This is a genomic window from Acinetobacter sp. (genome assembly GCF_036666595.1).
In the GTDB taxonomy this organism is placed as follows: domain Bacteria; phylum Pseudomonadota; class Gammaproteobacteria; order Pseudomonadales; family Moraxellaceae; genus Acinetobacter.
Genome location: NZ_JAVWVO010000007.1, coordinates 24,977 through 38,846, shown reverse-complemented (window position 1 = coordinate 38,846; position 13,870 = coordinate 24,977). Strand labels below are relative to the sequence as shown.

9 protein-coding genes are annotated in these 13,870 nt (G+C 44.9%); 4 read left to right on the top strand and 5 right to left on the bottom strand.

Features of this window, described 5'->3' with window-relative positions:
- Positions 1–301: 301 nt before the first annotated feature.
- Positions 302–1,603: a solute carrier family 23 protein gene (locus RR876_RS10380; protein ID WP_332476250.1), complete on the top strand. Its 1,302-nt coding sequence runs from the start codon at positions 302–304 to the stop codon at positions 1,601–1,603.
- 160 nt (positions 1,604–1,763) lie between these two features.
- Positions 1,764–2,669: a LysR family transcriptional regulator gene (locus RR876_RS10375; RefSeq protein WP_332476249.1), complete on the top strand. Its 906-nt coding sequence runs from the start codon at positions 1,764–1,766 to the stop codon at positions 2,667–2,669.
- On the opposite strand, the gene RR876_RS10370 is transcribed toward RR876_RS10375, so the two are convergent.
- From RR876_RS10370 to ilvD (RR876_RS10350), 5 genes are all read right to left on the bottom strand, one after another.
- Entirely contained in the window at positions 2,666–3,403 is a 738-nt protein-coding gene (locus RR876_RS10370; RefSeq protein ID WP_004691863.1) for a sulfite exporter TauE/SafE family protein, read from the bottom strand. The two genes, RR876_RS10375 and RR876_RS10370, sit on opposite strands and share 4 nt — an antisense overlap.
- A gap of 161 nt (positions 3,404–3,564) precedes the next feature.
- The gene (locus tag RR876_RS10365; RefSeq protein ID WP_332476248.1) at positions 3,565–5,667 is read right to left on the bottom strand and encodes a TonB-dependent siderophore receptor; all 2,103 of its coding nucleotides are present in this window, start codon (positions 5,665–5,667) and stop codon (positions 3,565–3,567) included.
- Between the two features lie 205 nt (positions 5,668–5,872).
- Positions 5,873–7,171 carry a hypothetical protein gene (locus RR876_RS10360; RefSeq protein ID WP_332481839.1) on the bottom strand — a complete coding sequence of 433 codons (1,299 nt, stop codon included), beginning with the start codon at positions 7,169–7,171 and terminating at the stop codon, positions 5,873–5,875.
- Between the two features lie 71 nt (positions 7,172–7,242).
- Complete coding sequence (gene ilvD / locus RR876_RS10355) at positions 7,243–8,928, bottom strand: dihydroxy-acid dehydratase (protein ID WP_332476246.1); 1,686 nt, start codon at positions 8,926–8,928, stop codon at positions 7,243–7,245.
- Positions 8,929–9,234: 306 nt separating this feature from the next.
- Complete coding sequence (gene ilvD / locus RR876_RS10350; protein WP_332476245.1) at positions 9,235–11,064, bottom strand: dihydroxy-acid dehydratase; 1,830 nt, start codon at positions 11,062–11,064, stop codon at positions 9,235–9,237.
- Between the two features lie 471 nt (positions 11,065–11,535).
- On the opposite strand from ilvD (RR876_RS10350), the gene fmt reads away from it, so the two are divergent.
- Both fmt and rsmB read left to right on the top strand, forming a co-directional pair.
- Complete coding sequence (fmt, locus tag RR876_RS10345) at positions 11,536–12,495, top strand: methionyl-tRNA formyltransferase (protein ID WP_332476244.1); 960 nt, start codon at positions 11,536–11,538, stop codon at positions 12,493–12,495.
- A complete protein-coding gene (rsmB, locus tag RR876_RS10340) occupies positions 12,495–13,799 on the top strand; it encodes a 16S rRNA (cytosine(967)-C(5))-methyltransferase RsmB (RefSeq protein ID WP_332476242.1) in 1,305 nt (434 codons plus the stop codon). Before fmt ends, rsmB begins: the two co-directional genes overlap by 1 nt.
- Positions 13,800–13,870: the final 71 nt, after the last annotated feature.

Sequence of the window (13,870 nt, the reverse complement as noted above, 5' to 3'; positions counted from 1 at the left end):
AGTTTTAAGCCCGCTCCATTTAAAGCACATCAGCATGATGTGCTTTTTTATTGAACGCATGGTCAAACCTTTTATAATTTTTTTTATCAATCCAATCATAAATATTTATGAATGTGCGATTGGCTAAATTTACCAATTAAACCTTGATTTATCATTATTTTTAAAAATATAAAGTTTTACCATGCGGTAAAAAGTTCTGAAAAGTCATAAGATTAGTTTGAACAATTTTTTGTATCACTGATTAAATCTTCTAAAAAACAAGAGTATGATGTGCACAATTTATCTTTAGAGTGCTCAAAAAATGTCCAACTGGTTTCCCAAGTGGCGCCCGTACGAAGGCAATATCGATGCACGTCCTGTTGGCACAAGTGAATACCTCCCTGCTTCACAAAGTGCGATTTTAGGTGTGCAGCATGCCTTTGCCATGTTTGGGGCAACGGTTCTTGCACCTTTCTTGATGGGCTTCGATCCCAACCTTGCCATTTTAATGTCAGGGATTTGTACCATCTTGTTCTTTATTATGACGGGTGGACGTGTTCCAAGTTATTTAGGTTCAAGTTTTGCCTTTATTGGGGTCGTGATTGCAGCAACGGGCTATACCGCATCGGGCACAGGCGCACTCAATCCAAATTTAGCCATGGCGGGCGGCGGTATTATTGCCTGCGGCGTGCTCTATACCTTGTTTGGTTTTATGGTCATGGCAACGGGTACCAAGTGGATTGAAAAACTGATGCCGCCTGTGGTGACAGGTGCTGTAGTGATGATTATTGGTCTCAACCTTGCACCAGTGACGGTCAAAGGCGTTGCGGGCAATCCCTTTAATATGTGGATGGCACTGGTTACCGTGTTATGTATGGGCTCGATTGCAGTCTTTACCCGTGGCTTATTGCAACGTCTCTTATTATTAATTGGTTTGTTACTGTCTTACTTGGTCTATTTCATCGTGACCAATGTCATGGGCTATGGCACAGCGATTAATTTTGCACCGATTCAACAAGCCGCTTGGTTTGGTTTACCGACTTTCCATTCGCCTGAATTTAATACCAATGCCATGATGATCATTGCACCGATCGCATTAATTTTGGTCGCAGAAAACCTCGGCCACATTAAAGCCGTGAGTGCGATGACTGGTGAAAACCTAGATCCACACATTGGTAAAGCGTTTGTTGCCGATGGTGTTGCAACGACTTTAGCAGGGGGTGTAGGCGCTCCAGGCATGACCACCTATGGTGAAAACATTGGAGTCATGGCAGTCACACGAGTTTACTCGACCATCATTTTTGCCATTGCAGGTGTGTTTGCCATTTTCTTAGGCCTGTCACCAAAGTTTGGTGCCATCATCCATACCATTCCAACCGCGATTTTAACCGGTGCATCGATTGTGGTGTTTGGCTTGATCACCATCGCGGGTGCAAAAATCTGGATTGAAAACAAAGTCGATTTTTCACAGAACAAAAACCTGATGGTGGCTGCAGTCACCATCATTTTAGGTACAGGGGATTTTGCTTTACAAATTGGTAGCATTAACCTAGGTGGTATAGGTACTGCAACCTTTGCAGCATTGTTCTTGAACTGGTTCTTCAGCTTAGGACAAAAAGATTGATCTGCCTGACATTTTGATTATCCATTTTTGATCGCAGCCTTCGGGCTGCTTTTTTTTGGTCTAATACTCTGCCCCCGATTACACACACCACTATGCTAAAGGATGTCTCAAACCGCAAAAAAGACTAAGATAAAGCAACATTTTCCGCTTTGACCCTGCCATGCGCCTTGATTTTTTTGATCTGCGATTGTTTATCAATATCCTGAGTACAGGCAGTCTGACCAAAGGTGCAGAACGTTCCGCCATTTCTTTACAAGCCGCCAGTGAACGGATTAAAAAATTAGAACAGCATTTTGAAGTGAGTTTATTTACCCGCCATGCAACCGGAGTAAAAGCAACCCTTGCTGGACAAACCTTTGCAGAACATGCGCAGCACTTGCTGCAACAACAACAGCAATTACAACAGGCCATGCTGCCCTTTGCCCACAGTGCAACGAGCAACATTATATTGTGGTGCAACTCATCGGCGCAGAGTGAGTACTTACCGCATTTGCTGCCGCAGTATTTAATGGAAAATCCGAAGATTCATATTGAATTAAAAGAAGCTGAAACCAATGACATTATTCAGGCCCTGAGTACAGGTACGGCACAGTTGGGACTGATCTCCGGTTTTTTTGATGCAGGCCAGCTTGAAACTCAAGAGTTTGCTGAAGACCCTTTGGTGCTGATCTGCCCAAGCCAACATCCACTTGCCACTGCGGCACAACTGGAACTGGGTGAATTATTGCAACATCCGTTTGTGGGCCTCATGCAATACCACTCCTTACAACAGTCAATAGAAGCTCAAGCCAAACGCTTAGGCTGTGACATCCACTATCGTCTACGGGTGCCGAACTTTGCCGCGATTGCCCAAGTCGTTGCCAATGGCGTCGGCATTGCGATTATTCCCAAGCGGGCAGCCCTGCGTTTAAAAGCACAGTATGATTTTCAGCAAATTGAACTCTTAGGCAAATGGGCCAACCGCAAGTTGCTATTAGCGGCACGGTGTTTTGATCAGCTCGCAGTAGATTACCAACGCTTTAGTCAATTCCTCTTGAGCCAACATGACCAACTCAGTCCGCATTAAAGCCAACCCAGTTGATGTAAAACCATATAACTGCCAAATAAGACTAGGCCCACAAAAAACACCTTACGAAAGGCTTGCTCAGGGATGCGGTAGCGAATTTTAGTGCCCAACCACATTCCGAGCAATGCAGGCAGCAGAGCGATCAACGACAGTTGATAGTCAATTGGGGTGTCTTCAACAGGATTTAGATGTAAATACGTGGCCAAACACAAAGTTGAAACGGTAAAGGCAAGGCCGAGCGATTGTACCAAATCATCCCGTTTCAAATGCAAGGACTGCAAATATGGCACTACGGGAATCACCACCACCCCTGTCGCCACCGTCAAAGCACCGCCCAAATAGCCCATGATCGGTGATAAATATTTTTCATACGGGGCTAAGTTGGGCATGTTTTTGGCAAACAAACCATATAGACCATAAATGGCCAGCATCCCGCCCAACAGCGCTTCACTTTGAAATTCGCCATGTCCAAGTGTAGGAAAAACACTCCAAACTGAACCAATGATCATGCCCACCAGCAACGGCCAAAAGCGCTGTACCAGTCGCAGTACGCGCCCTTCTGCAAACAATTGCCAAAAGTTCGTGACCATGGAAGGGATAATCAGCAAAGTTGCCGCTTGAAATGGACTAATCACCAAAGATAAAAGTCCCATCGACACGGCGGGCAAACCCAGACCAATGGTGCCCTTAATCATGCCTGCGACAGCAAAAACAAAAATAACAAAAGCAAGCATGACGCTTCTCTCTAAACACTTAGCGCCATGCTATAAAATTTAAATGTGGCCTCATATCACTGTTTTTAGAAGTAAGCCTCAACCAAAGATTGAGGCTTACTGGAAAGAATGGTCTGGACTCAACTGTTATTGAATCCAGATGTGATGCGGTGTGATTCTGCTTAGTATTTAAAATTTAAGCTGAAGCGGAAAGTACGTGGATCGCCCCAATTGACCAATTGCGCATTTGGCGTGGTGCCGACTAGATACTCTTTATCAAACAGGTTTTTTACACTGAACTTTGCGCCCCAATTTTTCGCTTCATAACCGGCACTGACGTCGTACAGCGTATAGCTCGATAGCGGCACATAAGAAGTCCCACGTTGTGCTGTACGCTCGCCTTGATAATTCGCACTGGCACCAATATTCCAGCCCAGTTGCTCATCAGCAAAGAAGTATTGGGTTGATAAAGAGGCTGCATTTTTAGGCACATGGTTAATCCGCTTACCAATATCACTTGTGGTCGTACTTTCTGTCGTTTCCGCGGTAGGAATATAACTATAGGTTGCAGTCAGGTTCCATTGATCCGTCAATGCAGCGGATAATTCCGTTTCAAAACCTTTGGTTTTTTGTTCACCGATTTGCACAGAATAACCGAGGGTAGAATCCGACTCAGTCACGTTCTGACGGGTTAAATCATAATAAGCCACATAGCCTTGCAACCGTTGATTCAACCCCTGAAACTTAATCCCAACCTCAAACTGCTCTCCCTCTTCAGGGTCCAATAGTGTTCCGCCAGCGCCAGTGTCGCTCACAGGAAAGAATGAGGTTGCATAACTCACATAGGGCGCAAACTTATCATTGATTTGATACATCAAAGATGCATTACCCGTGAAAGCATTGTCCGAGTTTTTCAGCGTCGTATCATTGAAAAGGTCATCAACTTCGACCTGTGTCCAGTCATGACGACCCGATAAGCCTAAGATCCAATGATCATCAATTTTAAAATTATTACGCAGATATACGCCCATATATTGGGTATCTGTCATTTGATGCGATTTGGTCGTGGTCGCCTTTGCGATAGGGGTATAGATCGGATTATTAGCATTAAAGGATGACAAGCTGTTACTACGGCGCTCGTAGTCACTGCGCTCATGCATCATGTCCAAACCAACCATCAAATCATATTGGGTTTTGCCCCAATCAAAATGACGCGACAAATTATGATCCAGCGCAAAATTCACATCGTCTTTAATCTGTCTTTCCACCGTCCGTTTGATGGTCGGTAAAGTGTTATTACTCCCCGCCAATACAGGATTGTTATCTGCATCGGTTTTGGTGACCGCAAAATTTTGTTTAAAGGTCCAGCCATTATCAAAATAATGCGCATAGTTCGACCCTAAGCGCAGAACATCGACCGTATTGCTTAGATTCGGCGCGCCAAAAAATAAGGTCTGTGAATAGTTTTTATAAGCGCCATTACTATAGGGAATCCCCTGCTGGCGAATAAAATCCCGATGCTGATAGCTGGCAATCACAGACAGTTCGTCTTTTTCACCTAAGTCAAAATTATAAGACGGCGCAATATAATAATTTTTATAATAAACATAATCGGTTGCATCATCTTGGTCAGAGGCATGACCCACCACACGAAACGCCCCTTTTTCGCTATCATTTGGCGCATAGTTGATATCAAATGTGCCATCCACAAAGGCATTGCTGCCATAGCTCACACTGCCCCGAGAAAAAGTTTCAGCTTCAGGACGTTTGGTGGTTAAGTTAACTAAGCCGCCCGGTAAGGCAAAGCCAAAACCAGTCGATGTCGGCCCTTTCACCACTTCAATCGACTGTAAACCACTGATGTCTTCTGAACGTAGGGCATTATCAGAAGTTTGAATACGCAAGCCATCGACATAGGTCTGTGCGCTGGAAACCTGCCCACGAATAATAAAGTCATCCCAACCACGGCGACCATACTGTCCTGCGGTGACCCCCGCTACACCCTGCAAGGCTTCAGACAGTGTTTTCGCTTGTTTCTGTTCGAGTTGTTTTTCACTAATCACGCTGATCGATTGCGCAGTTTCAAACAGCGGTGCATCTGAACGCAAAACAGCTGATGCCGTTTTTGCTGCATATGCCGCTTTTTCATCTGCATCTTGGGCTTCAAATTGCAAAGTCGGTAAAACTTGGGATAACGCTGTTTCCTGTGTCTCGCCCTGAGCAAACGCTGCTGTAGTCATCACGGCCAGAATGGATAAGCTCAAAGAAGAAATATGAAAACGCATAACATCGATCAACAGACAGAAAGAATGCCAATTATAATCATTTTCATTTGGAAGCCTATTTATTAATAAAATTTAACAATGAATTTAATTGTTAAACCTCATTAACATTATGAATAAGCACTTCAATGACTCAGTCTAGAAACACCATCGGCTTTAGGTTTCATGTGTTATTGGACTGTTTTGATCAATAAGAGATATACAAAACTCAGCCTTCGCTTTCATCCACAGGGTCGGTTTTATATTGATCTTCCAGCACATTACTGAAAATACTTTCAATCATCCAGACGCGATATAGACTATTAAAGACATAGCTCTGTCCATCCACACGCAGTTCAATCACGGGGAAATCAGGCTGGGACTTCATTTCACAGAGCATGTCATTTTCTTGAAGCTTGGCTTCCACATCTTCGGTGATCAATGCTGCAATTTCCAACTCTTGCATCAGTTGATCAAAATGCGATTTAAAGGATAAATCTTTGCCTTGGGTCCAAACGGCTTTCAAAATCCGATACATGGCATCAACGCGCTGCTCTTCAGGCACGCTATAAAATAACTGTGCCATCGCCAAAGTGGCTGCTTGCGTTGGCCGGCAAAACGGTGTGAATTTGATTTCTGTCCGTTTGGATAAACGCGTTGCCAAACTCCAATCAAACCCGTCTCGACCGTGATAACTGAGTGGGTAGACATTGAGCTGAATATTATAATAATCGGCCAGTTCTTCTTTAATATAGGCCAATAACAACCATGAAATTGGATCTTCTAGCGCAACGTATAGGTCTAACTCTGGATCGAGCGCCTGAATTTCATTTAACTCTTCAGCATCACTAATCAAATGCTCACGCCAATCAATATGATTGATCAAGAAAATTGGGTTATCGGTAAATAATTTTTGTTGTTTTAAACGGCGCGTTAAACGCAGCAGATCATCGACCGCATGATACTGACGGTCACCGAGCTGGAAGTAACTGGCCAGTACCGCATCATCATTAAAAATACGTTCTGGAAAGTTTTGCTCTTGATGGTGACGGCTAGCCATCGCATATAAGGTGCGCAGCTTACCTTCTTGTTTTTGCCACAGCATGTGAAACACATCTTCCAGCAAGTACAAAAAGTCCTGCCCACGCAGCGGCGTATGCCGCAAGATGGTTTCCGCTTGGCTCAATGCCTCTGGACTGGGTTGTTCTGGCGTTTCATGAAAGCTAAAACGGTGCTGACGCGACAGAATTTTGGCATCATTTAAACAATAAGTTTGCCACTCCAAAGCCGACATTTGGTTCGGAGGTTCAGCAGCCTGACTGGAAATGACCACCTTCAATGGCTTCAGTTCATCCGCTAAAATTTCTTCAATTTGTGGTAACTGCTGAACCGCTAAATAGCTATATACATCGTCGAGGCGTAAATGAATACTCAAGCCTTGTTCTGTAGATACGACCGTTTGACGAATCGGTTTTTGATAAAACCAACGCGATCGAATCGGATCGAACCATCGACGCAACAGTGACATGAGCAAAGCCTCTAAATTAAACCCTTGAAAGTACTACAAGGGTTTATATCAATTCACAGCAAAATGATCAATTAGACATCTAAATTTAGATCAGTTACCGCGCCTTTTTCCGCACCAGTGGTCAGTTTTGCAAACTTGGCCAAGGCCCCATAACGATAATTCGGCTGCGGTTTCACCCACGTGGCTTGACGCGCTGCGATCTCTTCTGCCGAAACATGCCACGTCATTTCGCGGGTTTCTGCATTAATTGAGATTTTATCGCCATTTTGCACTAAACCAATTGGCCCACCTTCATAGGCTTCTGGGGTCACATGACCAATGACAAAACCATGACTGCCACCAGAAAAACGACCATCGGTGATCAGCGCTACAGATTTACCCAAACCTTTACCAATAATCGCTGAAGTCGGTTTCAGCATTTCTGGCATACCCGGCCCACCTTTAGGCCCTTCACCACGAATCACCACCACCTCACCTGCTTGAACTTCGCCATCTAAGATGCCACGCATCGCGCCAATTTCACCTTCAAAGACACGTGCTGGCCCCTCAAAGTACAGGCCTTCTTTACCGGTAATTTTAGCCACAGCACCTGTTGGAGACAGGTTACCTTTAAGCACCACCAAGTGAGAGTCTTTTTTTATCGGCGCGTCGAACGGTAAAATAATCTGCTGACCTTCTGGATAGTCTTCAACCTCAGCCAAATTTTCCGCCAAGGTCTTTCCGGTTACGGTTAAACATGAACCATCGAGCATGCCAGCATCCAGCATACGCTTCATCAGCGGTTGAATACCCCCAATCGCAATCAGCTCAGACATCAAATATTTGCCAGATGGACGCACATCGGCCACCACGGGAATATCTTGGCCGATACGGACAAAATCATCCAAACTCAGTTCAACCCCAGCGGTATGTGCCATCGCCAGTAAGTGCAGCACACCATTGGTCGAACCACCCAAAGCAATCAGCACTTTAATCGAGTTTTCAAAAGCAGCTTTGGTCATAATGTCGCGCGGCTTCAGGTCTAAGCGCAGCAAATTCATCACCGCTTCACCTGCTTTTTGACAGTCGATCCGCTTGTCATCCGAAACCGCTTCTTGTGCAGAGGAGCCCGGCAAACTCATGCCCAAGGCTTCAATCGCAGAAGCCATCGAGTTTGCAGTGTACATGCCGCCACATGACCCCGGCCCCGGCAGTGCCACTTCTTCAATCTGTTTGACTTGAATGGCACTGATTTCACCTTTGGCGTGCTGCCCCACCGCTTCAAAGACAGAAATCATGTCGGTATGCCCTGCGCCCGGCTTAATGGTTCCGCCATAGACAAACAAACCCGGACGGTTTAAACGGGCCAAGCCCATGATGCAACCTGGCATATTTTTGTCACAGCCACCAATGGCAATCACCCCATCATAGGCCTGACAGCCCACCACGGCTTCTATCGAATCGGCAATAATTTCACGGCTCAGCAATGAATACTTCATGCCTTCGGTGCCGTTAGAAATACCATCTGAAATGGTGATAGTATTAAAAATAATACCTTTACCACCTGCTTGATTGACCCCTTTCTCAGCCTCACGTGCCAAACCATCGATATGCATATTACACGGCGTAACATTGGCCCAAGTAGACGCAATACCAACAAAGGGACGAGTAAAATCTGAATCTTTAAAGCCTGTGGCACGCATCATAGAACGTGCGGGCGCATTTTCAATGCCTTCATAAACAGGGGCTGAATGTTCGCGGATATTGTCTTTACTCATTGTATTTGTCCTTGGCGATGGCTGCGTATTGCTCTACGGTCTTGGCAATTTTTTCTGTTTTTATTGTATAGAAAGCAGACTACACATAAAAGTACAATGACACTTTTGAGTCAATCCTCATCAAGCTCTTCACGGTTTTAACATATTGATCTTGAATCCATCAGGTTGTCTGATACACGGAAACGTCGTTCTCAACTGTCATTTGAGAAACCTCTTTAAGACTCCATTGTACTGAACCAATGGCTTTTAAATAAAAAAAGCGCCCCAAATGGAGTGCTCTTTTTTCAATCATTCAAAGACTAGCGATTAAATTTCACGTACCGCACCTTTAGACGCACTGGTGGTATGCATCGCATAGGCTTTTAAAGCTTTAGAGACTTTACGTGGACGCTGTTCAGCAGGTTGCCAACCTTTGGCTTCTTGTACTTCACGGCGCGCTGCCATCGTTGCTTCATCCACGGCCAAGTGAATACTACGGTTTGGAATATCGATCTCGATACGGTCACCATCTTCAACCAAACCAATCGCACCACCTTCAGCCGCTTCAGGAGACACGTGACCAATCGATAGACCTGATGAACCGCCTGAGAAACGCCCATCGGTGAGTAAAGCACAGTCTTTACCCAAACCTTTCGATTTTAAATAACTGGTTGGATACAACATTTCTTGCATACCTGGACCACCACGTGGGCCTTCGTAGCGAATCACCACCACATCGCCAGCAGTGATTTTGCCACCTAGAATCGCTTCTACCGCAGCATCTTGGCTTTCAAACACACGTGCCGTGCCGTTGAATTTCAAGATGGAATCATCTACACCCGCAGTTTTTACAATACAGCCTTCAAGCGCAATGTTGCCGTACAGCACAGCCAAACCACCATCTTGAGAGAAAGCATGTTCAGCATTACGAATGACGCCATTGTTACGATCACCATCTAATCGTGAGTAGTAACGGTCTTGTGAAAATGCAGTTTGCGTCGGTACACCGCCCGGTGCTGAACGGAAGAATTGGTAAACTTCTTCGTCTTCAGTACGGATGATGTCCCACTTGTCCAAAGCATCTTTTAAGGTTTTTTCATGCACAGTTGGCACAGACGTATCCAACAACCCTGCACGATCCAATTCACCCAAGATCGACATGATGCCACCTGCACGGTGTACATCTTCCATGTGCACGTCTTGTTTTGCAGGTGCAACTTTACACAGCACAGGCACTTTACGTGACAAACGGTCAATGTCGGTCATGGTAAAGTCAACTTCAGCTTCATGTGCCGCTGCCAACAAGTGTAGAACGGTATTGGTTGAACCACCCATTGAAATATCCAGCGTCATAGCATTTTCAAAGGCTGCTTTGGTGGCAATTGAACGTGGCAACAAGCTGTAATCGTTTTGTTCGTAATGGCGTTTGGTAATTTCAACAATCAACTGACCAGCACGCTCGAATAGTTTTTTACGATTCGCATGTGTTGCTAAGGTTGAACCATTGCCCGGAAGAGATAAGCCCAAAGCTTCGGTTAAACAGTTCATTGAGTTTGCAGTAAACATGCCTGAACATGAACCACACGTCGGACAAGCTGAACGTTCGTATTCAGCCACTTCTTCATCCGTGAAACTATCATCTGCTGCGACGATCATGGCATCAACAAGGTCAATCGCGTGTTCATTACCACGGATTTTCACTTTACCCGCTTCCATCGGCCCGCCAGAGACGAAAACCACAGGAATGTTGAGACGCATAGACGCCATCAACATGCCCGGGGTAATTTTGTCACAGTTTGAAATACACACCATCGCATCAGCACAGTGTGCATTGACCATGTATTCCACCGAGTCCGCAATCAAGTCACGTGAAGGCAATGAATACAGCATGCCATCGTGTCCCATCGCGATCCCATCATCGACAGCAATGGTATTAAATTCTTTAGCTACGCCACCTGCTTTCTCAATTTGACGTGCCACAAGTTGACCTAAGTCTTTTAAATGAACGTGACCCGGTACAAATTGAGTGAATGAGTTGACTACCGCAATAATCGGCTTACCAAAGTCTTCGTCTTTCATCCCCGTTGCGCGCCATAAGCCACGCGCACCCGCCATGTTTCTTCCGTGTGTTGATGTTTTTGAACGATAGTCAGGCATTGTACTTTTCCAACATAGTTGTGCTTGAGATGAATGTCCACATTCACTCTGGCTAAAATCTGAGTTCTGAGAGTGTCAAACTGTCAAAAATTTAAACATAACATATTCACATTCTGCGTAAATCTCGTTTTTAGGTATCTCGACCTAAAATACGGACGGCAGTATATTTGCGCGCTACATTTTAACCGATGAGCTGACATTCAATTGCATATGGAAACTACTATAACCCGTTCACTCACCTTGCAATACAAAACTTCTATGAATAATTTTTAAATTTTGCATGAGTTTTATTTATATGAAATACAAATTTTGAGCGATGTGCCATTAAGGATCCTTGCGCTATTTTTTGAATAAAACTCTCGCACATCATCCAGTTAGAACCGCTCTATCGGCTTTTTATGCAGGATAAATCTGTAGCTGCTCGAGTTTTGCTATAATTGTTTTAATCTTCTCCTTTTTTCCGAGTATTTCTTGAAAATCATCTTTGCAGGCACGCCCGAATTTGCGGCTGTGGCATTAGACGCTCTCCTAAAAACAGAACATGAAATGGTAGCCGTCTATACGCAACCTGACCGTAAAGCAGGTCGTGGGCAGAAACTTACCGCTTCAGCCGTGAAGCAGTTGGCTTTAGCACATGATATTCCCGTGTATCAACCGCTGCATTTTAAGTCCTCAACTGAAGAAGGTCTGGCTGCTCAAGCTGAACTCAAGGCCTTAAATGCAGATGTGATGGTGGTGGCTGCTTATGGTCTTATTTTGCCGCAAGTGGTTTTGGATACGCCTAAATATGGCTGTTTAAACATTCACGGTTCACTGCTGCCACGCTGGCGAGGTGCAGCGCCTATTCAACGCGCAATTTCTACTGGAGATACCGAAACTGGGGTCACCATTATGAAAATGGCCGCAGGTTTGGATACAGGCGATATGATGTATAAAACCTACTGCCCGATTGAAGCTACAGATACCTCTGCAAGTTTGCATGACAAATTGGCACTCCAAGGGGCCGAAGCGACGGTCAAAGTTTTAGCCTCTGAAAGCACATTGCAGCACTATTTAGACAACCGTGAAGTGCAAGATGAAGCTTTGACAGTCTATGCACACAAACTCTCTAAAGCTGAAGCGCAAATTGATTGGACTTCAACAGCGGTGCAAATCGATCGTAATATTCGCGCATTTAACCCATGGCCTGTCGCATTTATCGCACTGGATGAAAGCAATAATCTGCGCGTTTGGGGTTCGATGTTGTCTCAAGAAAATGCCCAAGCTCAAGCTGCAGGCACCATTTTAGCCATTGATAAACACGGTGTTCATGTGGCTTGTGGCGATGAACACGCGGTGTGTTTAAACTCTCTGCAATGGCCGGGGGGTAAACCACTAAATGCCGTACAAATTTTACAAACCCAAAAACTGAATATTGGACAAATTTTATAATGAAACAATCTCCCCACGCCTCAGGTAAGACTCTAAACTTACGTGCTCAGGTTGTTAAAACGTTATTGGCTGTCCAAAATGGTCAATCACTGGCATCGGTACTTCAGCAACACATGGCGATTGTGTCTGACAAAGACCGTGCCTTGTACCATGAATTAGTTCTTGGCTGTTTACGCCAATGGCATGCGCTTAAACAAGTGACTTTACCGTTGTTGACTAAGCCACTGGAAAACCAAGTCGTTGAAACTTGTTTATATGTGGGTTTATACCAATTGCTGTGTACCCGCGTTGCAGCGCATGCCGCGATTTCTGAAACGGTAGAAGCAGCTAAACAATTGGGGATGGAAAGCTTAAGTGGTGTGGTGAATGCTATTTTGCGCCGTGCAACACGTGAAACTGGGCAGTTCTACGATGTGCTCGAGCAAGCTTCAAATTTGCCAAGTTGGTTAGCAAAGCGTTTGAAAAAAGACTGGGGCGAGCAACTGGCTGAAATTAGCTACGAGCTGAAACAAGTTGCACCCTTAACCTTGCGCGTCAACACCTTACAAGTTAGCCGTGACGAATATCTTGAAATTTTAGAAGATGAAGGCATTGAAGCCCATGCCTGTGAACTTTCAAATGTCGGTATTGTACTCGATGAAAGTCTACATATCCCAAGCCTGCCGGGTTTTGAGGTGGGTGGCTTTTCAGTCCAAGATGAACATGCACAACTCTGTGCAACATTATTGCCAGACTTAAATGGCAAATTCGTAATTGATGCCTGTGCAGCACCTGGCGGCAAGACAGCGCATATTTTAGAGATGTATCAGCCGAAAAAACTGATTGCACTCGACCAAGATGAAAAGCGCTTAAAACGTGTCTCTGAAAACTTAGAGCGTTTGGCTTTAAATGAAAAGTATGTCGACATTATCGCGGCCGATGCGGTGAAATGGACCTCGCCTGAGCTTGCAGATTGTATCGTACTGGATGCGCCTTGCTCTGCCATTGGGGTGATCCGCCGCCATCCCGATATTCGTTTGCTGCGTCAGTCAGGGGATATTGCCAAAACGGTACAACTGCAAAAGCAGATTCTTGAAAATATGTGGCAACAACTCAAAGTGGGTGGCACATTGCTGTACATCACCTGCTCAATTTTAAAAGCCGAGAATGAACAGCAGATGATCGACTTCTTTGCTGAACATACGGATGCGAAAGAAATTAAAATTGATGCCGATTGGGGCGTTGAGCAGATTCATGGTCGCCAACTACTCCCACAAGTAGGGCGTGGCGATGGTTTTTATTATTGTCGCATTGAAAAGATTTAAAAATAAAAGGAGCTGAAAGGCTCCTTTTTTCATGTGTGTACTGATTGCAGTTGCTGCAATTTTTCTAAAAA